Below are 21,607 nucleotides of genomic sequence, written 5' to 3' on the forward strand. Positions count from 1 at the left end.
ATCCAATAGTCTTTCAAAACCTACTTATTATCGAAAAAAACTCAAACCGTTCGTCGTAATTACTAAGCATTTAAACGATCAAAAAAAAACCTTTCATCTAAAAAAGAAAAATACCCTTATGTAAATAAGTACCTTAATAATAGGAAAATAGAAAACTGCGCGACCTATTTCTACAATCAATTAATTATTAACTTAAAGCACTAAAAACTATGAAACAATTAACTTTTCTTTTACTAGTGCTCTTATTACCTTCATGTTCTGTAGAAGATGACTCTGCTCCGTTATTCATTGAACCAATATATGTGAATAATCCTACATTTAAATTAAAATTAGATATAATTTATGTTCTCCCAAATGAGAAGTATGCGAAATCGAAATATAACATCGATGAATCAAAATATTTAGATTATTTAAACGGCTGTTTTTTTAATCGGCATGATATCGGAATTGTTTTGGGAGAATCCAGAACGTTAGTAAATCCAGAATTATATGACCTTAAAGACGATCGCGGTAATGAATCAGCGATTTTTGAGAGAGAAACAAAGGGCACCTGTAAACCGGACCGTTTGAATATGTATATTATACCCAGAACCAATACCATTGCCATTGCAGGCTTAGGAGTAACCCAAAGAACACTCATAACAGATGAGTTTCTGTTTAAAACAACAAGCCCTCATGAAATTGGTCATTCTCTAGGATTACATCACTTAGACGTAGATGGAAATATCATGAGTAGAGTAAAACCTTATTTACGAAAAGAATTTAATAGCGAACAAGTAAGTGAGTTAATTCAACAAATTATAACGATCAATAACCGATGAGTTTCTATACAACCGAGTACCTAGCTATCTCATTTAAGTATAAGAAAGAAATATTACGAGTGGTGTAAAACCTTATTTACGAAAAGAATTCAATCACGAATAAGTAAGTAAATTAGTTTAACAAATTACATATAACCATTAGGAGGAACGACTTAAGGATAAAAAAGTAGTACTAATAGTATAACAATAAAGTACTATCAAATTAAGCTAATTAACAAGTTTCACCCTAAAACAGCAGGATATAAATTACTATGTCCTGCTGTTTTAGCAATACTAAGGTTTACGTTTTTAACACATACCCTTATCTAATAAACTCGATATCAAAATTCATTTTAACCTCTATTCTATACCATTCACCACAACCAATTTCTATCTCATCGAAACACTAAGATTACGAGCTTAAATTCTAATTAATTTAGAGCATCTAATCGCTAAAAAGATCACTCTTACCATGAAGACCGGAATAATAATATCGTGTTACAATGAAGAAAAAAGATTAAATACTACTCTATTTTTAAATTTTATAAATCGAGAAGACAAATTTCATTTATGTTTTGTTAATAACGGTAGTAAAGATGACACAATTTCTTTATTAAAAACCATACAAATGGATAACCCGTTAAAAGTAAGCGTAGTAGATATAAAAAAGAATTGTGGCAAAGCAGAAGCTGTAAGAGCTGGTGCCAGATATCTTCATAGCAGAGGAGACATAATATTTGTGGGGTTTATAGATGCCAGTTTATCCACTACTGTGAAAGATGCCGATGAGCTATTAAAATCATTAAAAACAAATTACAGATTAGGCATGGTATTCGGTTCCAGAACTAAAAAAAGCCTTAAAGAGTTTAAAAAAATGTACGAAAGCATTATTTCTGCAAATGATACAAACATTTAAAATGCTTGATTTATAAAATTTCTTCATCATAAAATTTCATTTGTTATATTTTCAATTCATTAAAATACCAGAGATAATACCTCAAAAGACATAAACAAATTAAAAACGATTAGTAAGTCTAGAGGAATACCTGTTGAATCCACAAAATCTATATAAAAATTAATTTAGTAAGAGTGTATTTATTAGATTTTAATAACGTAGATGTCTAAAAAACATAGCTAATTTCTTTAAAAACAAAGTATTTTTTTTCAATTTCAGAGACATCTTATACAGATTATCTATTTTTTTAAGTATCAGATTTCTATCAATCAAAAGCTTAAATACTTAAAAGAGCTTAATCTTTCCAAAATATTATAAGTAACTGATTATCAGTATTTAAATTCAGTAAATACAAATATTTCATCGAAGCTATCTGCTTAAGAAAAGTTATTTGCGAACGCGCCCATTTTAATTTTTTATAAATATTTAGCGAACGTTCGCTTTTTTAATCAAAAACTTTTTTATAATATTGCCTTGTAATTAATTGAATACAAAAACTAATCAGTGATTTTATCAAACAGCTGACTGCTTTAGCATAAAAGCAATCAAACCACATTAAAACGGATTGATAAGATTATGATTTTCTGAATTGTATTACAAAAGAAAGAACCCCACAGATGCTGCTACGTAGATAATGGGAATCATATTATTAATAAAATAACAAAAACTAAAAAAATGAAATCTCAAGTAAAGACTAAAACATTGGTTACAAATTGGGCTATTAATAATACCCATGATTACAGTACTCAGAAAAAAGCGATAGTTAAATAAAGAAATTAACCTTAAAGTAAAATTAAAAATAACATTATGACTAATTATAATTCAGCCCTTGATATTGTACGTAAACTGAAAGCAAAACATGGAAATACATGGGCGACCATAAAGCCAGAAAATGCAGCACGTATTGCTGTACAAAATAGATTTAAAACAGGATTAGACATAGCTAAATATACGGCATCTATTATGCGTAAAGACATGGCCGAATATGATGAAAACAATCTAAACTACACCCAATCATTAGGTTGCTGGCATGGATTTGTGGCACAACAAAAAATGATTGCTGTAAAAAAACATAAAGGCACAACAGATAAAACATACTTGTATCTGTCGGGTTGGATGGTAGCAGCATTACGTTCTGAGTTAGGGCCTTTACCTGATCAATCAATGCACGAAAAAACTTCAGTTCCTAAATTAATTGAAGAAATATACACATTCTTACGTCAAGCGGATGCAGTAGAATTAAATGATCTTTTTCGTCGTCTGGATGCAGGAGAAGATGTTCAGGCCGAGATCGATAATTTTGAAACTCATGTTGTACCTATCATTGCCGATATTGATGCAGGTTTTGGAAATGAAGAAGCCACATATCTTTTAGCAAAAAAAATGATTGAGGCAGGTGCTTGCGCTCTACAAATCGAAAACCAGGTATCTGATGCTAAGCAATGTGGTCACCAAGACGGTAAAGTAACGGTACCTCACGAAGATTTTATTGCTAAGCTAAATGCCCTACGTTATGCTTTCTTAGAGTTAGGTATAGAAGAAGGTGTAATTGTTGCTCGAACAGATTCTGAAGGTGCGGGCTTAACACAAAAATTACCCGTATCTATGGAAGAAGGAGATCTTGCATCACAGTATATGGATTTTGTTGAAGCAGAAGAAGTTGCTATAGGAGAAGTTAATGAAAATGATGTGTTGTTTAAACGTGATGGTAAACTAGTTCGTCCCGTACGTATGCCAAATGGTTTGTATAAATTTAAAGAAGGATCTAATATTGATCGAGTGGTATTAGACTGTATTACGAGTTTAGAGAATGGTGCAGATTTATTATGGATTGAGACTCCAACACCAAATGTAAAACAAATTGCGCATATGGTAAACCGAGTTAAGGAACAAGTGCCAAATGCAAAATTAGTATATAACAACTCTCCTTCTTTTAACTGGACGATTAATTTTCGTCAACAAGCATTTGACCTTATGGTGGCAACTGGTGAAGATACATCTGCCTACAACCGTGATGAATTAATGGATGCCAAATATGATGGTACTGAATTGTCAGACCGAGCAGATGAAATGATTCGTATGTTCCAAGCAGAGGCTTCTCGTGATGCCGGTGTATTTCATCACCTAATCACACTGCCTACATACCATACAACTGCATTACATATGAACGATCTTGTTGAAGGTTATTTCGGTGATATGGGAATGTTAGCTTATGTAGATTCTGTTCAACGTCAAGAAATACGAAAAGGTGTATCTTGTGTAAAGCACCAACGTATGGCAGGTTCAGACTTAGGAGATGATCACAAAACCTTCTTTGCGGGTGAAAAAGCTTTAAAAGCCGGTGGAGAGAAAAACACCAGTAATCAATTTGAAATTAAAACAAGTACTAAAGAGCCAGAATTGGCCTTGGACAAATAAAACCTTTGTCTCAGTTATGTATAAAAAGGGTGACTCTATTTTATGGGTCACCTTTTCTATAGTTCTAAAAATGTATCATTTAAAAAAACAAACATTGTATTAGATATAATTTTTAAGTCCCTAAAAATTATCAAATCTCTTTTTGATAATGGTACTCTTTTCCTTTTTCAAATATTCGAGAAAGGTAGTGGCTACTAAAGAGAACTTTTTATCCTTCAACCATATCATATGCCAATTGGATTTAATCGGAAAATCCTTGATAGGAATAATTTGTAAGCGTCCAGTTTTAAGCTCGTTTCGTATCCCAATAATAGGCATAATAGAATAGCCAAGTCCTGCGATCACTGCTTGCTTTACAGCCTCATTAGAGGTGAGTTCCATTTTTTTACTTACGGGTAGGTTATTCTTTTCAATAAACTGTTCCATAGTAAACCTAGTCCCAGACCCTTGTTCTCTATAAATTAAAGGTAATTTTGCAAAAATAGATTTATCATATATATCTTTTTCGAATTTTTCATCATTATTTCCTACTAGATAAAGTTGATTTTCCATTAACTCAATTTTTTCTATTTGTAACTTATCTGGAAGAACTGAAACTAATGAAAAATCTACTGTGTTTTTTTCTAGACTTTGAATCACCTGTGCTTTATTAGTGACATCAAGAACAAGCTCTACATCTTTATGTTGCTTTATAAAATCAGATAAGAAATACGGCATAATATATTTACCTGTAGATACCACAGAAATTTTTAACACCCCAGATAGCTGCCCTTGATATGCTAATGTCTTATAGTTTATATCTTTTACTTCTTGTAGTATTTTCTCTGCGGCTATGGCAATTTCTTTTCCAAAATCTGTAACATAAAGCTTTCTTCCAATGACTTCAGTTAAAGGAATAGGAAATTGATTCTGAAAATTTCTTAATTGTATTGAAACCGCTGGCTGAGTTAGATGTAATTCTTCAGAAGCTTTAGTTATACTTTGTTTTTCAACTATTTTAGAAAAAATCTGTAATTGATGAAGTGTATAATGCATAAAATACTTTTATCTATTTTACACCAAAAATAAATAAAAGTAAATGAACCTCATTTTTTAAGTTTGTAGTTATCATGAATGATTTGCTTAAACTTAAAACACTAAGACCTAAGTAATTCATAAAAATTAATATTGTACAAATTAATAAAACAAAGGACTCTTTTGAAGGATAATAACAAAACGAATAGCTATAAAATAGATAAATGACTAAAGCGCTTATCAACTGTTTAAATTGGAGATTATAACTATTCAAGCATATTTTTAAGTTTCACATGGTACTAATACACGAAGTGTGTAATTAAAAAACAAAATAATACTTTAAACCAGATAATTACACGGCTCAAAGTATTATTTCTACTCTTTTATCTGTAATTGCATTACTAATAATCTGTATAACCTACTTCGCCAGGTGTATAGAAAGTATCAGGATTAGGATCTGTAAGCTTTTGATTATTTTTTAGCTTTTCAACCAGGTTTGGATTTGAAATAAATGGTCTTCCTATATATACTAAATCGTATCCTTCATTAAGTAGTTTCTCAGATTTAGGTATGCTATCTACATCTCCTCCTACGATTATATTTCCTTCAAAAACAGTCTTTATCGTTCGTTTTATATTTGTAGTAAAATCGGGAGCATTCATAGCAACTCTTTGATCAACGATATGAATATAAGCTATACCTAATTTACCAAGCTCCTCTGCCATATATGTATAGATATCTACCAGGTCATCATAATCTCCTTTCATATCATTAAAAACACCATAAGGAGAAACACGAACTCCAACTTTATTACTTCCTATAGCATCTGCTACACGTATTGCCAGTTCCAGTACAAAACGGGCTCTATTTTTATAATCCCCCCCGTATTCGTCTGTTCTAACGTTAGTTTTCGGATTAATGAATTGTTCTAATAAATATCCATTTGCTGCATGAAGCTCGACTCCATCAATACCTGCATCAATCAATTGTTTTGCAGCGTTCACATAATCGTCTTGAACTTTTTTGATATCGGCAATAGTCATTTCTTGTGGTGTATCATGTGGCTGAAACCCTTTACTATCTGTATATATTTCTCCTTCTAGCATTATCGAAGATGGTGCAAATACCTGTGAGTTTTTGGGTAGGTTTAACAGCGATGATACCCGACCAGTATGCATAAGTTGCACAAAAATATTACCTCCATTTTCATGAACTCCTTCTGCAATGTTTTTCCATCCTTCAATCTGTACTTTAGAATATGCACCTGGTGTCCTAGCATATCCAAGACCATTGGGTGAGGGAGAAGTACCTTCTGAAATGATTAATCCAGCGGTAGCTCTTTGTGCGTAGTATTTGCGCATTAATTCATTTGGAACATTATTAATAGCTCGATTTCTTGTTAAAGGAGCCATAACAATTCTATTATTTAATTGTATATCCCCTAACTTGAATTTTTCAAACGTTTTCATATTTATTATTTTTTATATCATCGTCTTTATACTACTTCATGAATATGGGCATATCAATTTTGTTACTAAAACAAGTTCTTACCCGTATTAAACTAAAATGTCAACTATTATCTTTAGCTAAGCTGAAGCAAGATTTTCGACTATTTCGGAAGTAACTACATTACCTCCAATACTCCAATTAATTGGATCTTGTTCATCTATGATTACTGTTACAAATTTGGCAAAATCTTCATTGCCTCTTCCCTCTGTTTTGATCATCAATTCTGTTATCCCTTTATGGATTTCTTTTTTAATTTCTTCTGTAAGCATTCCTTTTGGCGTACTAATTTTTACTGTTGGCATTTTTTAAGTTATTAAAGGTTTATAATTTATTTACATTTTTTATGAGGAGTGATATAGGATTATTTAAATAGAAAATATCCTTCTTTAATCTCACCTTTTACTTTACTTTTATCCTCAGAATATTATTTCAAACTACTTTGCGTAGATGTCCATATCAATTTTAGTATTGAACTTGATATTTGTCCAATAGGTTGTCGCCCATTTTTTACCTACAATTTCGCCTTCCCAATTAGAAGAAATTTCTACGCGTTCTGTAGGTACTTTTATACCATCGATTGTCTCGTAATGAAGCTTTAACAATTCTGGTTCTGTGATTCCAAATGCTACAACTGTAAACAATAATTGATCAATTAACTTTGTTTTTTTGTTAACATATAATACATAAGTATCTTGAGAGTCTCCAATGTTATTACCAAATGTTACCTTTATCAGATCATAATCACGTCCTTCTACTTTTTTGTTACCAATATGTTGAAGATTTAATCCTTTATCCTGTAACTTAAAAAACATAGCGAACCAATAATAATTTGTCTTTCTCCAAAATCGTGCTATTTGATTTGCCTGCTTATCATTAGAAATTTTATCATCAAACTTTATCCAAACATTTTCTCCGTCATATGCTTCTGCTACTTTACCTTTTCCTTTTAACATAGAATGTTCAGAATATGTTGCAAAAGAGCGTTCTTTATCAAAAACATAGATTTCCTTACTCACAAGAGACATTGGCGTATTTGGGTCTTTATATTCTACATCATAAGTGACATTTTTCATATTGTAGAAAGCTTTCTTTCCTCCTAATTCATTAATCATGTCTGCAATTACTTTTTCAGCATTTTGAGCAGATACCGTAGGTAGTGTAAAGATTGTTATTAGTAGAGTTTTAATTGTGTTTCTCATTTTTTTATGTTTATCTATTATTTCTATTTTGTGAATTCATCTTTGTTTTTAGGCATCTGTCAATACTTCTAGAATTTGCAAGTCTATTTCGGTAAAAAGCATCGATCTCAGCACTTTAAAATCACCCGTTCTATTTCTCCATTCTCCATAATCAAGGTAATGTTGACTTGATTCCCAATGCTCTATAAGGACATATTTGTAGGGTTCCATTGGGGATCTTGATATTTTTGCACTTTCACATCCTTCATAGTTTCTTGTACCAGGAAGTATTCTTTTAAAAAAAAGGTAGACTTCTTCGGTATTTTCTGGTTGAGCAACTAGCTCTATTTTTACCATAATTTTCATAATATCTACTTTTTATTTCCTAGCGTATTATCATCATCTAATCCCCGTCGACTTTTTATATGTTATCAATCTAACATCATAATTGTTTGCTTGCCTTCTTCCTAGTATAGCCTACTTTTAACACATATGTTTGATAGCTAAAAGATTTAGTATTTGTAAATTGAGGTGATAGTAGGATCCACATTCCAAATATCAACAGCCATTTTCCATTCACCTTTATCATTCTTTTTCCAAATACTTACTCCTTTTTCAAATAGGTTTACAATGTTGCCGTCTTTACCATCAAAATTTACCAAAATTCTATCTACACAATAACCAAGGTCTCCGCTTTTAGATACAAAAGCTTCTTGTGGTTCCCATGCGATTTTGAAGCCTGGTAGTGATTGAAATTCTTGTAGCGTTTTAGCCATATCTTCGTGTCCTTTAATGACTGGTTTATCGGGTGGCATCATTAAGGCGTCTTCGACAATGAAACTAAAAAACTCCTCTGGGCTAACAGATTTTGCCCATTGGCGATTTGCTTCCATTAGATTTGCTTCTTCCTGCTTTTTTTGTTCTGCTGTTTGTGCTACTTTTTCTTTGTTTGCACAAGAGGCTACTAAAAAGCCTATTAATACTGTTAAAAAGAACTTTCTCATTTTTCTATATTAATTGTTATTATTAAAAATTCTTGGGGATATATTTAATTTATTAAGAATACTCTCGGTTCCTTGATTTACAAGTTTTCTATAAAGTTTATATAGCCTTTGGCATTCGCCTCGATATCCTCTTGAGTTGGATTATGTTCTTCGCCATAGAACGCATAGAGCGGTCTATAATCTGCGTTAACATACTTAAAAGTAGTTTCAAAAGGTCGGGTAAGTTCTTCGAGCGTATATTCGTATTGTCCTGATGCCCTATAATCGTCTTCTTTAATACCCGCAGTAACGGCTAATGCAAACTTTTTACCTGCAAGTTTATAACCACTATTTTTACCAAATGCCCATCCATGAGTCAAGACATCATCTATCCATTTCTTTAAAAAAGGTGGGCAATTGAACCAATAAAACGGGAATTGAAGCACAATTTTATTTACAGATTCTAGTAAAAGTTGTTCTTTTATGACATCTATTTCCAGAGTTGGATATGTAGAATGTAAATCATGGATAATATATTTATCCGGATATTTTTGAAGTTCTTGAATCCAACGTTTATTTATTTTAGAACTCCCTAATTTAGGATGCGTTACTATAATTAATGTTTTCTCCATACTCATTTGTTTTAGAACACATCTATTGAATCTTTTTATGTGTTATTTGTTTTATAAAATGTTTCTAAAACAAAGTTATTGAGATCAAATGGTCAACAAATGGAGGAAAAGTCCGCAGATATGGATTATAGGTTCAAGCCATATTTTTTTGACGATACTCTGTTGGAGAACCCCCAATTTTCTTTTTAAAAATTCGAGTGAAATATAAAGGATCATTAAATCCTACTCCGTAAGCAATTTCACTAACAGGCATTTCTGTAATACGAAGAAGTTCTTTGGCTCTTTTTAATTTTTGGTCAGTTATGTAATTATTAGGGGTGTCATTAAACACTTTTTTAAATTCTCGTTTAAAAGAAGACAGGCTCAGATTACATAATTTGGCCAACTCGTCTAACCCTAAATTTGAATAGCGGTGCAACTCGATTACATTTTTTACATGAACGCTCCTAGTTGAATATAAATCAGAGATTAATTCTTGTATAGAACAAACATTTTCGGATTGTATGAGCAATAACACCAGTTCTTTTATTTTTAATTCAAGTAGATCGTTATTTATCAAAATTGGATTCTGAAAATAGAACTCTAGAGATTCTATAAATCTTGAAATAACCTCTCTTGACACTACTACTTTACTTTGTATATTACAGTCTCCTTGTTCTATTATTTTAGGTAACTCGTTTGCATATATTTTCTTTAGTACTTCCGGATATAAATGCACGACCATAACTTCGACTTGTTCATCATCGGTTTTCTTCAACATATCCAAAAAATGATTGCCGCACTTTAACAAAACTGCTTCTTGACTATTTACTTGAACATTCTGTTCTGCAGATAATAACTTAGGTGCTCTATCTTTAAAATATATAAAACAACCACTGTTTTCAAAAATAGCCTCATATCTAAAAGGAGTCCCGATTTTCACCTTTTCGATAAGGATTTTATTGTCATATTCAAATGTAAGTCGCTCAAGAATCATTTAGTTATTTTTTGTAAGTCTATTTATATATAAGTATATCAATAAACAGAAATAGTATTTTATATAAATATACTATTTCTGTTCTTTTTTAAGGAAAACATAGTGTCTACAAATTTTATAGGGTTTCAAAAAGTGCTTTCAATGGTTTTCTAACTTTTTTTGCATGTTGTGTAGCATCGTCTTCGCTTCTATGTCCAATAGCCATTACTACACTAGCACTAAGACCTTTTTCTTTTAATTTTAAAATTTCGCTGTATGCTTCTGGATCAAACCCTTCAATAGGAGTACTATCTAATTTAAGTTCTGCACAAGCATTTAAAGCATTAGAGAGTGCAATATAGGTTTGTCTTGCTGTCCAAGAAATTTTCTCTTCTGCTGATTTTTCTTTCATTTTGGCTTTCATAAAATCAGCTGCCCCTCCCAAACTAGAAATTGGCAAATCTTGTACTTCTGCTTTTAGATTTATGTAAGTCTCTACATCGTCGTCTGTAACCTTATTATAATTACAAAAAACCATCAGATGGGACGCATCTGTTATTTGAGACTGTCCCCAAGATACTGGTTTTAGTTTTTCTCTTACGGTTTTATCATTAATGATAAGAACTTTGAACAACTGTAATCCATAAGAAGAAGCTGATAATTGGATTGCTTCTTTAATTTTTTGTAAATCTTCATCATTAACTTTCTTTGATGAATCATATTTTTTGGTAGCATATCGCCACTTTAGGTTTTCAATTAATTTCATGTGATATATTGTACAGCATAACCCGCTATCTGGCGGGTTACAGGTTACACCTTATTTTTAGGTATGTGCTATTTTGACTCTTGTCTAGTATAAAATATTTTACTTACTATTTTCCACTCTCCATCAACTTTTAACAAATGCATAAAATCTATGTATGTAAAGGTTGGGAACTGAATTTCTAACTGTGCACTCGCAGCGTCACCAGCAATGTTTACTGAAACGACACGAGTAGTTATCTTCTCCTTATGCGGAGTTCCATCCATACCTTCTGTTAAGCCTTCAATAGCATTAACTTCTTTATAGTCGTCGCCAATCCATTTCATAGTGGCAGTAGGATGAAATGCTTTGGTAAGTGTTTTAGCATCGTTATTTACAAGTCCTGTTAGATAATAATTTACTGTCTCCTCTATATGCTGTAAATCTGTTTGCTGCGCTTTAAGTTCTGTTGTTATAGCTGTCATTATTACAATTATTATTAATAAAATCTTTCTCATGTTTTTATAGTTTATGTGTTATTCAATTTTTAACAAAATTACTCCATGTTCTCATCAATTTAATGAATTTAGAACTAAGTCCCTCTTTTTTAAGATGTTCTGCCGAAACAGGAAGATTTAAAGGGATAAAATCTTTATTATTTAATACTTGTTTAGGAAAATCGTGATGTACAATGCCAGATTTTCCTATGGTTACAAAGTCTACCCCAGAATTAAGAACCTTATGTACTTCTGCACCACCAGTTATTTTACCGGCCACAGTAAGCTTAACACTTTTATAGTCTAATTCTAAAAAATGATCTAACAATGATTTATTAGTTTCTGTTTGTCCTTCAGGAATTTTAAAAACATCCCATAGTGAAAGATCTATAAAGTCAATTTTATCTGTATTAATCAACAGTTTAGTTATCAATTTTACTTCTTCTAAAATCATTCCGTAACGTTCTGGTGATAACCGAACACCGATAAGAAAATCGTTTCCACAAGCAAGTCGTATACCATCTACAATTTCGAGTAATAATCTGGATCTGTTTTCAAGGCTACCACCGTATTCATCTATACGATGGTTAATCTCACTACTCAAAAATTGCGCGATCAAGTATCCATGTGCGCTATGAATTTCTACTCCATCGTAGCCTGCTTCTTTTGCTCTGAATGCAGCCAATATGAAATTATTTCTTACCTCATGTACTTCTCTTAAAGATAACTCCCTTGCATCAAATTCTTTATTGATTGAAGGGCCTACTGGTTGCCCATCTATTAAATCTTTAGGAGAACGCATTCCACCATGAAAGATTTGTATAACAGCAAGACTACCATGAGATTTAATACTTTTTGTTAGTTTTTGATGCCCCGGTACATGTTCATCAGAATAAATACCTAACTCCCCTTCCCATACTTTTCCATTGGCCATTACATTTGAGGCGCATGTCATCACCAATCCAAATTGTCCCTTGGCTCTCATTGTTAACCAATGAAGTTCTAGATCCGATAATCTCCCATCATCATGACTTTGTTTATTGGTCAAAGGAGCCAACATAAACCTATTCTTCATGACTTTTTTGCTAGTAAACTTTAAAGTTTCATTAGCTTTATTCACTTTGTAATTGACTACGCTCATTTTGATGATTAATTTTTTTAAATATCTAAATCTGAAAAGTTATTTTTTAATTCATTTCTAAAGTAGAGACAGTATTCCATTCTAGAATCTTGGACACTGGTAAATGGTCATCATATGTATTTCCATAGTGTGCTTTTACCACGTTTTGTTCTTCATCAATCAAAAAGTCTGCAGGTAAAACAGGGTCTTGAAATGTCGTTTTCAAACTAAAAAAACCTCCGGTTATAGCTTTGGATACTTTACCCGGATTAAACATGGTTTTTAACATGCCATTGTACGAAATATCGATCCCATATTTTTTATAAATATTGTATTTCTCATCAGGAATGATCGGGAATGGTGCCTTTTGTTCTCCAGCGTACTTTAGAATCTCAGCTTTTGATGAAGCAAAAAGAGCAACCACCTTTATCCCTTTTTTTATAAATTCATCATGTCTTTTTATCAATTCTCTAACTCCCATATTACAAAAGGGACAAGCAGCTTTCCTAAAAAAAACCAGATATAATTTTTGCCCCATGTAATCAATTAGATTTATTGTCTCTCCATTGATATCTTCCGCCTTAAAAGGTATGAAAAGGTCATTCTCTATTATCTTTGCCATTGTTTTTAAAATTAGTTTCTTAGTAAAAAAGGTATATCTATTTTATTAATGACTACCTCATCTGCTCCCGTTTCTATTAAACCTATAATTCATTATTTTATCAGAGCTTCTTTCTTATACGTGATCAGTAATTTTCTTTATTAATCAACAAAGGCTGGATATCATTAAGTACACCATTCATATCAATCTATCATAATATACCCAGCCCTTGTGTATAGTTTTACACTAGGTTAAATTAATTTTTTGAATGAGAGTTATATACTTTCCCACTAATTTTCCATTGTCCATCTTTCTTATATAGCACAAAGAAATCTGTAAATCGAAAACCAAGCCAATCAATGAACTCAACCTTTGCTGCTGCTGCCGGACCTGAAATATCAATCCAAGCAATATGATGTTTTACATTTTCTGATGTTCCAAGAGAACCTACTGCTTCGGCAAACTGATCGGCAGTATGATTTAAATGATCTCCATTCATTGATCCTACTATATGTGCATGATCATAAAATGCAGTACGAATTACTTTTCCGTCTCCTGTTTTTGCGCTTTCGATATATGGTTGAAGTGCTTTTACTACTTCTTGATATTCACTAAAGTTTTGAATCTCGTCTTGTACTGTTTCTTTTGTTATTGTTTCCATTTTTATTTTAAATTTTATTGATAACTAAATTTTGATCTATCTGAATAATCTTAATAGCTCATTGTCATCACAAAGGTATTGTCGTTATGCAAACAAGAAATGGAGAAAAAGTTCTTTGATATGGACAATACGTTCACATTAGGTATTGTATATCATTTATTATATTCTATAACAAAATGAAATCTGATTATTAGTACACCTCTAAAAACAAAACAAGAATCAGAATTGTTTAGCGTATACTCACTAAAAAGGAAATAACACTTATTCCATTTTTTTAAGAAAGTAATCTAATTTGGCCTAAATGTCCATGTATAAGGCCCATTTATCCTACTAAATTTTACATATGGTATCTATTTTTGCCTTAGATAAATAATTAATTATTCTGGCATAGACAAAATGCTAAAAAATGTAAATTTTATAAAACAAATAATATGGATTTAACTGATAACATAACAGGAAAAGTAGTAGTAATTACAGGTGCAAGTAGTGGATTAGGAGAAACTACTGCGCGTTATTTGGCATCTAAAGGTGCAAACGTAGTTTTAGGCGCTAGACGAGAAGACCGTCTACAAACGATCACAAAAGAAATCAATACTAAAGGAAACGGTAAAGCGGTCTATGTTAAAACCGATGTTACTAAAAAAGAAGATGTACAAAATTTGGTTGACACGGCAATAAACGAATTTGGCAAATTAGATGTAATGGTTAATAATGCCGGGTTAATGTCTATCGCACCTATGAGTGAAGTTAAAGTTGATGAATGGGATCGCATGATCGACATTAATGTAAAAGGAGTTTTATATGGTGTAGCTTCTGCTTTACCTATTTTTCAGAAGCAAGATTCAGGGCATTTTATCAATATTTCTTCTGTTGCAGGAGTAAAAGTATTTAGTCCAGGAGGAACCGTTTACAGCGGAACAAAATTTGCGGTTCGCGCCATATCTGAAGGATTACGTCATGAGGTTGGCGGAAATATTAGAACGACTTCTATAGAACCAGGACTTATAGATTCTGAATTAAAACATGGTAGTTCACATAAAGAAAGTTCTGATTTTGTAAAAGATTTTTATGAGATTGCTATCCCGTCAAGTTCTATTGCCAGAACTATTGCTTTTGCTATAGAACAACCCGCAGATGTAGATGTTAATGAAATAGTTATTCGCCCAACAGTTCAGGATTTTTAATCAATTTTAAAGAGTTGATAAAATATAGATAAGGCGTAGCCTTCGTTAATTAAAATCACAAATTGATTAGGTAGATGAGAGTTATCAAAACTTGTATCTATCTAATCAATTTAGCATTTAAAAAGTTTATTACCATAAGCATCCTTATACAAAAGAAACAAGCTACAATCTTTAGGTAAGGTATTAGATTTTCAAGTATAAAACCATTTGTTCTCAATCGATTTTCTTTGTAGAAGGACCAGAACTTAAGACCTTCATTTTATGAATTTGAAAATCTAGTTTTTTTATTAAAAATCAATATCCGCATCACCCCAATCATCAAAAGATGTATTGTCATTAAAAAAATCATCTATGGATTCAAAAGTATCACTTATTGTATCAAATAGTTCATCAAAAGTATTATCCATATAGAATATATCATAAGCGTCATTATAACCTTCATCATTAGTTCTTGTAGCTCTTGAAAGTGGCTTAAGTTTTTCGAATAATTCAAATTTCACATTATTCAGTAGAAATATGTGTCCCTTTAATGAATTCACGATTTTCAATGCTTCTTCTGGGTTATTATCTATTAGATGTAAAATTTCTTTATCGATTTTATCTAAATAAGCTTCTATTTCCTTTCTAAAAAATTTCCCTTGACTATTAAGTAAAGTCAATCGAAATATTTGAGTAAGTAAATTAGAATTGAAGCTATTGCTTACCTTAGAGCTTTTGATTACATATTGATAACATTTGTAATTAGAAGGTAAATCTTTATAGACTTTTCTTAAATAACCTTTTAAATAGTCAAAACTGTTTTCATCAATAACATCAATAAAATATGATTCAAATTGATCTGGGTTATATTTTGAGAACTTTTCTCCTGTTTCTACAGTAATATATTCTCTTATAGTTGTATCCCTTGGGTGTGCCTTTTTATATTCTTTTTTGATCCTTAATATTTGTTTTAAGATTAAATCAAAAAAAGTTAATTTAATGACATCAACAACATCAATTTTAGACCCATCTAATATCAGTTTTGTTGCAGATGGTTTTATGTTTTCAAGAAGAGAATTTATTTCTATCTGTGTATTACGCTTTTTGGTTCTTATTTCCATGTATTATATTTTATCCTTTTTTAGGATCAAAATAAAACCAATCATTACAAGTATTGGTCCAGAAACAAGTAAATAATAGATCCCAGGCCAATGTAATATTTTAAATATCACACCGAAAAAAAATAGTAACATTCCTATCAACATTAGCACTATTGCAAAAATTTTCATCCTTTGATTGTTTTGTATTAATCTGCTTGATGAATCCAGTATAGTTCTCCTTCTTTATAGGTTATTATACCACCTCCAGCCTCTTTTTTTCCGATATAAATACTTGGTCTTTCTAAATTAAATAATGTGTCTTTATCAATATCTCCATCCTCTTTGAAAAGAACTTCTTTTACCTGTTTGTCAAATACTATACACCATTGATCCACCCACTCGACTTCACTTAACAAATCCAAACCATCCTTATTACCACAACCAAAAAAAATAGGTTTACTTCCTTCCTCCCTTATAAATAATTTCCTGCACTCAATCTCTTTAATGTATACCTTTTCCATGATATTGTTTCCATTCAGATCAATATATATAGTATCCTTTAAACTAAACGATTCAAACTTTTTGAAATCAAAATCCTCTTGCCCAAAGCTCAATAAACCTATTAAAATAAAGGCAATTAACACTAACAATTTATGAGCTCTATATATTTTCATAATAGTTTTTCAATATAAGGATTTTTGTGTTCTATCGTATCTAGATTCATCACTACAGAATATCCATTTTTCTGATAGAAATTCTTTAATTTATAAAATACTTCATCTTTTGACATATCTTTATAACGTATAGGATGATATATTAAATTTCCTGTAATTTTTTTTAATTTATTTTTATAAAAAAGACATATGTTTTTTTCAAAATACTTTAATCCCAATGTTCCCACACCTCTTCTTTCCTTACTTAGGGTTTCTAGATCATATATTTTACAACTACCCGCTATAAAGTAAGAATACACTACATAAAATATTTCTTGTAATGGATCTTTGTTATCATATTTACGAGGGAAATTAGAGTATATAGAAAATCTATCTGTTCTTGAATCTATAAAACAATAGAATATATAATCTATTGACTCAAAACTATCTACTAATTTTGTAGAATTCCCCAATTTAATTTGTAGTTCCTTAACAAATTCAACCGCATTATTCTTAGTGTACATAAATTATTAAACTTTAATCATCCTACAAACTAAACCTTTTTACCAGTATTAATTTTTTCTATTAACTCACCTATTTCGACAAAAGAATTGTAACACTAATTATTATTCTCACCTCTAATTTAATAAATTTTATTAACGAAAATATTCTCTGTAGACAACTAAGAACAAGTAGATTTTCGATCATTTATTTAGAATTTAATAACTTAAAAGTTCATACATAGCAATTTAATTACACTTCTATATTTTACTTAAATTAGATTTTAGTTTTTTCTATACTACAAGCATGGAAATGGTTTACTTTTATTTCTCTCAAATAAGAATTTAGGTAAAATAATGTGGTTTAAATATTTATTGAGTTACATATGAAGTTATATTAAAAATGCACCAGCTATAAAAACCAGTGCATTCTTTTCACACCTACCTATTCACAGAGAATATATCTTTCAATTGTTTTACCATACCACCGTCTCCAGAGACGCTAATCTCACCGATCTTATCGGCAATCTTCTCTACATACTCCATTTCTTTTAGTTTGTAGAGCATTTCGTTCTCTTCCATAAGTTTGGCTGTATTTAGCAAACTACGAGTTGAGGCTGTCTCTTCTCGACGTGTAATGATATTTGCCTGAGCTCTTTTTTGAGCGACCAACACCTGATTCATAATATCCTTCATTTCACCAGTTAAGATCACATCACGGATACCACAGTTTAGAAGTTGTACACCTAGCTTGGTAACTTTTGTTTTGGTATCTTCAAATACTGCATGTGCAATACTTTCTTTACGTTCCAAAAGTTCATCCAAAGTATAGGTACCTACATAAGCACGTAATACTAATTGCATTGCGATATATAATTGTTTTTCATAGTCTTTGTTATCCAATAAAGCTTTTTCAATATCAATAACTTTGTACTGTGTATAAAAATTGATACGAACGGCTGCTTTATCTTTGGTTAACAATTCCTGACCAGCAATTTCTAATTGCAATTGACGTAAATCAGCTTTGGCAATCTTGATAGAGGTATCGTTTCTCCAGAAACGGTATGTACCGCTTTCTAAAGTTTTGGTATACACATCATCAACTATTAGTACTGCTTTTTCATAGGCAGCTACCTCAAATACTCTGATATATTGAGTCAATGCATAATGACTAAATAATGATTTATCAATTTTTTCGGTGATGTAAATCTTACTTAAATCTGCAGTAACAAATTCATAGTCGATCAGTCCTTTCCAGTACACATAACGACCAGCGGGTAGTGTAGTTTTAAAATTACCATTCTCATACATTAATACAATTTCATTATCTTTTACTTCAATTACATGTAGCATGGCCCCCAACTCTTGATCTTGCAATAAGAGTTCCAATGCTACTGGTGCAGTAAAAGGTTTAGTAAGCTCATATTGTATAATGCTTTCATTAAATCTTAACCAATGGATTCCTTTGGTAATTACACGGTGGTAATCTCCTTTTTTGAAAACTAAACCTACTTTGCCCGCATTAATTCTTACTCTTTTCATTTTTTTACTTTTTAAACCTGTTTTTTAGACAGACGGGTTAAACATTTAATACATGGCAATTGCTGTAACGGAGACCTTGCCTATTTTAATCCAGAACCAAGTATATAGCTCTTTTCTCAAAATATATTTTTACCGATTTTTAGAATCAGAATATTGTTTTCTAAAAAAACGGTGAAAGCAAATCATCTTTCCTGTGCGGAAACACTGGTTTATTATATTTTCAATAACCAGTTTTAAGGAAGAGAGAAAAGAATCATAATATCTTAAAAAGATGTTACGATTCTAAAATCTAAATCCAAAAAAGTACTTATTTTGAATACTAACAATACCAATATTTCAAAGCACATTCGAGACTGTTGATATAGCAAGAATACTATAGCAACTGATCTGCAATCACAGTTCTTGTCATATTTAACAGCGTGACAGGCTGGCGATCAGTTTTAAAAGATGATCAACTTCTGAAAAATGGATTTTCAGTCCATACCCTACATTAAAAGTGTAGTGCTCTACCACTGAGCTACATAAACCATGAGTCTATGACGGGAGTCGAACCCGCGACACCTAATTGTCTGTTGTTCTAACCTCTGAACTATCTCAACTTAAGAGAGTGGGAGTCGAACCCACGACCTACAGATCCGGTGATTACTTTTTGGAAAATAATCGCAACCTTCAAGTCAAGTTGTATATGAAGTGATAATACAAATTTGCAATACCTCATACAATGGTGCTATACAGAAACACACAACAAGACTTGCTTGATATTTTAAAGAACTTATATTTTATCCCTCTTACCAGATTCGAGCTGCTACTTCCGTTATTGGCGGACAGGTTGGCTCTAAATGCACTTTCCTACTCTGATTCTTGTTCATTTTGGTGCTTGTGCAAATTCTATTCATTAGTAGGCAAGCCACTAACAATGTTAATCCAATCACTCTGTAGTTACGATCTTATCATCGCTTCATCTGGCCCATTACTGCACCATGTCTCTACTACAGTTTTTCCTTTTAAGCTAAAGAGGTGCTTATTTATGCCCTGCTACTTTCCCTATTTTGTAACAGGGCACTACTCCAAACCCTCATTTATACCCCATTAAAGATGAGGGTTTGTTTTAATTACACTACAAAGGTGACATTATACTACGCAGTCTTTTTGCGTAGATAAATTAGATCATTTATAAAAAATTCGATGTCTGTCATTTTTACTTTTTACTCCTTGTGTTTCAGAAGGGTATAAAGCTTTACTCATCGCCTTAATATAATTTGAAGCCCACTTTGATAACATTCTAGTGATCAAAAGCTTCAAACCTTTCTTTTTTCTTTTGGTAATAATAAAGTGAGTTTTCATAATACTTGAATGAATTGGTTAAACATTATTTTAAAAAATTAATGGAACAGATTTCAATCCTGCGTATTGACAAACTTTGTTACTGTTCCTTTTTGGGTGTACTCCGGGACTCGAACCCTGTTCCTCCCGTTCACAGCGGGGCGCTTTACCAGATAAGCTAGAGACACCATTTTGATGACCTGAAAGGATTCGAACCTTTACACCAAGAATCAAAATCTTGGATGCTGCCGTTACATCACAGGTCAGTTTGTAAGCTCAATAGGATTCGAACCTATACTCCAAGGTTCGTAGCCTTGGGTGCTTCCGTTACACCATGAGCCCATAGTTGTACTCCACCTCGGATTCGAACTAAGACTATACAGGGCTTAAACCCGATGCCTCTTCCAATTGGACTAGCAGAGCATTGTGCAGGGAGAGAGATTCGAACTCTCAAAATTCTGATTCTAAGTCAGACGCGTTTGCCAGTTTCGCCATCCCTGCATTTATTGAGGCATTGGGATTAGTTCATCAAATTATTATTTGATACAGCAGTATTCGTGAATGCTCTGTATTTCGAAGCCAAGATTTCTCTGATATCAGCACAGTACTCTACCGACTGAGTTATACCTCAATTTGTACTCCATAAGAGAATCGAACCCTTGTCTTCCGGTAGAAAACCGGATGCACTAAACTAATGGAGCAATTTGTCTGGGGAACAGGACTCGAACCTATAACCTCCCGCGTCCAAGGCGGGTAAACTACCATTGTTATATCCCCAGATGATTATTGCAGTACCGACGGGATTCGAACCCGCGACCTTCCGAGAGACAGTCGGGTGCATTAGCCATTGTGCTACGGTACTAATTGTGGAAGTAGTAGGACTCGAACCTACAAGCTCAGAAGAGAACAGATTTACAGTCTGGCGAGCCAACCAATTGCTCAATACTTCCATAGTTTTTTGAGACAAGGATGAGATTGCTATGCTTTCTCATCAAGTCGCAAAATGGATTGTCACAGTATTCAAACAAGTTTGATGCTGATCCAATCATTGAGACAAGGATGAGATTTGAACTCATAAAAAACAGATTTGCAGTCTGCTGCCTTAACCATTCAGCCACCTTGTCTTTGCGATACTGATAGGACTCGAATACCGGATCAAGTCCGGCACAGGCTCTACTATTTTTTATGAATAACAGCTGATCAGCGCTAACCATTAAGCTACAGTATCTTTATTGCGGAGAGCAAAGGATTATTCATGGTT

General features: G+C 32.1%; 22 protein-coding genes and 10 tRNA genes. 4 read left to right on the forward strand and 28 right to left on the reverse strand.

The annotated features are described in order from the left end of the window. Window positions 1-209 precede the first annotated feature (209 nt). The 3 genes from AWE51_RS00895 (at window position 210) to AWE51_RS00905 (ending at window position 4,173) form a co-directional block, all read left to right on the forward strand. Window positions 210-821, forward strand: a complete 612-nt coding sequence (locus AWE51_RS00895) for a hypothetical protein (protein ID WP_066308170.1) — start codon at window positions 210-212, stop codon at window positions 819-821. Window positions 822-1,272: 451 nt separating this feature from the next. After that, window positions 1,273-1,716, forward strand: a complete 444-nt coding sequence (locus AWE51_RS00900) for a glycosyltransferase (RefSeq protein WP_066308172.1) — start codon at window positions 1,273-1,275, stop codon at window positions 1,714-1,716. A gap of 846 nt (window positions 1,717-2,562) precedes the next feature. Further along, window positions 2,563-4,173, forward strand: coding sequence for an isocitrate lyase (locus tag AWE51_RS00905; RefSeq protein WP_066308175.1), 1,611 nt, complete (start codon window positions 2,563-2,565; stop codon window positions 4,171-4,173). Between the two features lie 120 nt (window positions 4,174-4,293). Here AWE51_RS00905 and AWE51_RS00910 read toward each other — a convergent pair whose 3' ends face one another. The 13 genes from AWE51_RS00910 to AWE51_RS00970 all read right to left on the reverse strand — a co-directional run bounded on the left by AWE51_RS00910 (window position 4,294) and on the right by AWE51_RS00970 (window position 14,065). Then, window positions 4,294-5,208, reverse strand: a complete 915-nt coding sequence (locus AWE51_RS00910; RefSeq protein WP_066308176.1) for a LysR family transcriptional regulator — start codon at window positions 5,206-5,208, stop codon at window positions 4,294-4,296. Between the two features lie 380 nt (window positions 5,209-5,588). After that, window positions 5,589-6,656, reverse strand: a complete 1,068-nt coding sequence (locus tag AWE51_RS00915) for an alkene reductase (RefSeq protein WP_082832261.1) — start codon at window positions 6,654-6,656, stop codon at window positions 5,589-5,591. Between the two features lie 117 nt (window positions 6,657-6,773). Beyond that, window positions 6,774-6,998 carry a tautomerase family protein gene (locus AWE51_RS00920; RefSeq protein WP_066308180.1) on the reverse strand — a complete coding sequence of 75 codons (225 nt, stop codon included), beginning with the start codon at window positions 6,996-6,998 and terminating at the stop codon, window positions 6,774-6,776. 132 nt (window positions 6,999-7,130) lie between these two features. Beyond that, window positions 7,131-7,895 (reverse strand): DUF6503 family protein, encoded by a 765-nt coding sequence (locus tag AWE51_RS00925; RefSeq protein ID WP_066308182.1) that lies wholly within the window; start codon window positions 7,893-7,895, stop codon window positions 7,131-7,133. Between the two features lie 48 nt (window positions 7,896-7,943). Beyond that, window positions 7,944-8,240, reverse strand: a complete 297-nt coding sequence (locus AWE51_RS00930) for a putative quinol monooxygenase (RefSeq protein ID WP_066308184.1) — start codon at window positions 8,238-8,240, stop codon at window positions 7,944-7,946. Window positions 8,241-8,386: 146 nt separating this feature from the next. Continuing rightward, a complete protein-coding gene (locus AWE51_RS00935) occupies window positions 8,387-8,878 on the reverse strand; it encodes a YybH family protein (protein WP_066308187.1) in 492 nt (163 codons plus the stop codon). 77 nt (window positions 8,879-8,955) lie between these two features. Further along, on the reverse strand, window positions 8,956-9,489 hold the full coding sequence (locus AWE51_RS00940; RefSeq protein ID WP_066308190.1) for an NAD(P)H-dependent oxidoreductase: 534 nt from the start codon (window positions 9,487-9,489) through the stop codon (window positions 8,956-8,958). A 133-nt stretch (window positions 9,490-9,622) separates the two neighbouring features. Next, complete coding sequence (locus AWE51_RS00945; protein ID WP_066308195.1) at window positions 9,623-10,465, reverse strand: helix-turn-helix domain-containing protein; 843 nt, start codon at window positions 10,463-10,465, stop codon at window positions 9,623-9,625. Window positions 10,466-10,580: 115 nt separating this feature from the next. Then, entirely contained in the window at window positions 10,581-11,210 is a 630-nt protein-coding gene (locus tag AWE51_RS00950; RefSeq protein WP_066308198.1) for an NAD(P)H-dependent oxidoreductase, read from the reverse strand. A gap of 68 nt (window positions 11,211-11,278) precedes the next feature. Then, the gene (locus AWE51_RS00955) at window positions 11,279-11,704 is read right to left on the reverse strand and encodes a nuclear transport factor 2 family protein (protein WP_066308199.1); all 426 of its coding nucleotides are present in this window, start codon (window positions 11,702-11,704) and stop codon (window positions 11,279-11,281) included. A 22-nt stretch (window positions 11,705-11,726) separates the two neighbouring features. After that, complete coding sequence (locus tag AWE51_RS00960) at window positions 11,727-12,758, reverse strand: NADH:flavin oxidoreductase (protein ID WP_066308534.1); 1,032 nt, start codon at window positions 12,756-12,758, stop codon at window positions 11,727-11,729. Window positions 12,759-12,870: 112 nt separating this feature from the next. After that, window positions 12,871-13,425, reverse strand: coding sequence for a peroxiredoxin family protein (locus tag AWE51_RS00965; RefSeq protein WP_066308202.1), 555 nt, complete (start codon window positions 13,423-13,425; stop codon window positions 12,871-12,873). Window positions 13,426-13,660: 235 nt separating this feature from the next. Further along, window positions 13,661-14,065, reverse strand: coding sequence for a nuclear transport factor 2 family protein (locus AWE51_RS00970; RefSeq protein WP_066308203.1), 405 nt, complete (start codon window positions 14,063-14,065; stop codon window positions 13,661-13,663). 431 nt (window positions 14,066-14,496) lie between these two features. On the opposite strand from AWE51_RS00970, the gene AWE51_RS00975 reads away from it, so the two are divergent. After that, the gene (locus AWE51_RS00975; RefSeq protein WP_066308207.1) at window positions 14,497-15,249 is read left to right on the forward strand and encodes an SDR family oxidoreductase; all 753 of its coding nucleotides are present in this window, start codon (window positions 14,497-14,499) and stop codon (window positions 15,247-15,249) included. A 287-nt stretch (window positions 15,250-15,536) separates the two neighbouring features. Here the strand turns inward: AWE51_RS00975 and AWE51_RS00980 are convergent, their stop codons facing one another. The 15 genes from AWE51_RS00980 to AWE51_RS01040 form a co-directional block, all read right to left on the reverse strand. Continuing rightward, on the reverse strand, window positions 15,537-16,349 hold the full coding sequence (locus AWE51_RS00980) for a hypothetical protein (RefSeq protein WP_066308209.1): 813 nt from the start codon (window positions 16,347-16,349) through the stop codon (window positions 15,537-15,539). A 185-nt stretch (window positions 16,350-16,534) separates the two neighbouring features. Further along, the gene (locus AWE51_RS00985) at window positions 16,535-17,002 is read right to left on the reverse strand and encodes a hypothetical protein (protein ID WP_066308211.1); all 468 of its coding nucleotides are present in this window, start codon (window positions 17,000-17,002) and stop codon (window positions 16,535-16,537) included. Continuing rightward, window positions 16,999-17,505: a hypothetical protein gene (locus AWE51_RS00990; RefSeq protein ID WP_066308214.1), complete on the reverse strand. Its 507-nt coding sequence runs from the start codon at window positions 17,503-17,505 to the stop codon at window positions 16,999-17,001. The genes AWE51_RS00985 and AWE51_RS00990 overlap by 4 nt, the downstream gene beginning before the upstream one ends. Window positions 17,506-17,922: 417 nt before the next feature. Next, window positions 17,923-19,023, reverse strand: a complete 1,101-nt coding sequence (locus tag AWE51_RS00995; RefSeq protein WP_066308216.1) for a slipin family protein — start codon at window positions 19,021-19,023, stop codon at window positions 17,923-17,925. 428 nt (window positions 19,024-19,451) lie between these two features. Next, window positions 19,452-19,551: transfer RNA gene (locus tag AWE51_RS26315), tRNA-Lys, on the reverse strand. A 639-nt stretch (window positions 19,552-20,190) separates the two neighbouring features. Continuing rightward, window positions 20,191-20,367 carry a hypothetical protein gene (locus AWE51_RS26930; RefSeq protein ID WP_158597748.1) on the reverse strand — a complete coding sequence of 59 codons (177 nt, stop codon included), beginning with the start codon at window positions 20,365-20,367 and terminating at the stop codon, window positions 20,191-20,193. Window positions 20,368-20,461: 94 nt separating this feature from the next. Continuing rightward, window positions 20,462-20,535 (reverse strand) — tRNA-His (locus tag AWE51_RS01000). Between the two features lie 6 nt (window positions 20,536-20,541). Further along, a tRNA-Gln gene (locus AWE51_RS01005) sits at window positions 20,542-20,612 on the reverse strand. Window positions 20,613-20,617: 5 nt separating this feature from the next. After that, a tRNA-Arg gene (locus AWE51_RS01010) sits at window positions 20,618-20,688 on the reverse strand. A gap of 85 nt (window positions 20,689-20,773) precedes the next feature. Continuing rightward, window positions 20,774-20,847: transfer RNA gene (locus AWE51_RS01015), tRNA-Leu, on the reverse strand. 135 nt (window positions 20,848-20,982) lie between these two features. Next, a tRNA-Glu gene (locus tag AWE51_RS01020) sits at window positions 20,983-21,047 on the reverse strand. Window positions 21,048-21,053: 6 nt separating this feature from the next. Next, window positions 21,054-21,125: transfer RNA gene (locus tag AWE51_RS01025), tRNA-Pro, on the reverse strand. 10 nt (window positions 21,126-21,135) lie between these two features. Then, window positions 21,136-21,208 (reverse strand) — tRNA-Asp (locus AWE51_RS01030). Window positions 21,209-21,213: 5 nt separating this feature from the next. Next, a tRNA-Tyr gene (locus AWE51_RS01035) sits at window positions 21,214-21,296 on the reverse strand. 101 nt (window positions 21,297-21,397) lie between these two features. Further along, window positions 21,398-21,470: transfer RNA gene (locus tag AWE51_RS01040), tRNA-Cys, on the reverse strand. Between the last annotated feature and the right edge of the window lie 137 nt (window positions 21,471-21,607).

It is taken from the genome of Aquimarina aggregata (assembly GCF_001632745.1).
Classification (GTDB): domain Bacteria; phylum Bacteroidota; class Bacteroidia; order Flavobacteriales; family Flavobacteriaceae; genus Aquimarina; species Aquimarina aggregata.

Coding starts and splice junctions, on each gene's coding strand:
- AWE51_RS00960 (WP_066308534.1), bottom strand. CDS start 12,758: ATGAAGAATAGGTTTATGTTGGCTCCTTTGACCAATAAACAAAGTCAT.
- AWE51_RS00910 (WP_066308176.1), bottom strand. CDS start 5,208: ATGCATTATACACTTCATCAATTACAGATTTTTTCTAAAATAGTTGAA.
- AWE51_RS26930 (WP_158597748.1), bottom strand. CDS start 20,367: ATGAAAACTCACTTTATTATTACCAAAAGAAAAAAGAAAGGTTTGAAG.
- AWE51_RS00920 (WP_066308180.1), bottom strand. CDS start 6,998: ATGCCAACAGTAAAAATTAGTACGCCAAAAGGAATGCTTACAGAAGAA.
- AWE51_RS00995 (WP_066308216.1), bottom strand. CDS start 19,023: ATGAAAAGAGTAAGAATTAATGCGGGCAAAGTAGGTTTAGTTTTCAAA.
- AWE51_RS00895 (WP_066308170.1), top strand. CDS start 210: ATGAAACAATTAACTTTTCTTTTACTAGTGCTCTTATTACCTTCATGT.
- AWE51_RS00925 (WP_066308182.1), bottom strand. CDS start 7,895: ATGAGAAACACAATTAAAACTCTACTAATAACAATCTTTACACTACCT.
- AWE51_RS00905 (WP_066308175.1), top strand. CDS start 2,563: ATGACTAATTATAATTCAGCCCTTGATATTGTACGTAAACTGAAAGCA.
- AWE51_RS00915 (WP_082832261.1), bottom strand. CDS start 6,656: ATGAAAACGTTTGAAAAATTCAAGTTAGGGGATATACAATTAAATAAT.
- AWE51_RS00980 (WP_066308209.1), bottom strand. CDS start 16,349: ATGGAAATAAGAACCAAAAAGCGTAATACACAGATAGAAATAAATTCT.
- AWE51_RS00945 (WP_066308195.1), bottom strand. CDS start 10,465: ATGATTCTTGAGCGACTTACATTTGAATATGACAATAAAATCCTTATC.
- AWE51_RS00985 (WP_066308211.1), bottom strand. CDS start 17,002: ATGAAAATATATAGAGCTCATAAATTGTTAGTGTTAATTGCCTTTATT.
- AWE51_RS00990 (WP_066308214.1), bottom strand. CDS start 17,505: ATGTACACTAAGAATAATGCGGTTGAATTTGTTAAGGAACTACAAATT.
- AWE51_RS00930 (WP_066308184.1), bottom strand. CDS start 8,240: ATGAAAATTATGGTAAAAATAGAGCTAGTTGCTCAACCAGAAAATACC.
- AWE51_RS00970 (WP_066308203.1), bottom strand. CDS start 14,065: ATGGAAACAATAACAAAAGAAACAGTACAAGACGAGATTCAAAACTTT.
- AWE51_RS00940 (WP_066308190.1), bottom strand. CDS start 9,489: ATGGAGAAAACATTAATTATAGTAACGCATCCTAAATTAGGGAGTTCT.
- AWE51_RS00975 (WP_066308207.1), top strand. CDS start 14,497: ATGGATTTAACTGATAACATAACAGGAAAAGTAGTAGTAATTACAGGT.
- AWE51_RS00955 (WP_066308199.1), bottom strand. CDS start 11,704: ATGAGAAAGATTTTATTAATAATAATTGTAATAATGACAGCTATAACA.
- AWE51_RS00935 (WP_066308187.1), bottom strand. CDS start 8,878: ATGAGAAAGTTCTTTTTAACAGTATTAATAGGCTTTTTAGTAGCCTCT.
- AWE51_RS00965 (WP_066308202.1), bottom strand. CDS start 13,425: ATGGCAAAGATAATAGAGAATGACCTTTTCATACCTTTTAAGGCGGAA.
- AWE51_RS00900 (WP_066308172.1), top strand. CDS start 1,273: ATGAAGACCGGAATAATAATATCGTGTTACAATGAAGAAAAAAGATTA.
- AWE51_RS00950 (WP_066308198.1), bottom strand. CDS start 11,210: ATGAAATTAATTGAAAACCTAAAGTGGCGATATGCTACCAAAAAATAT.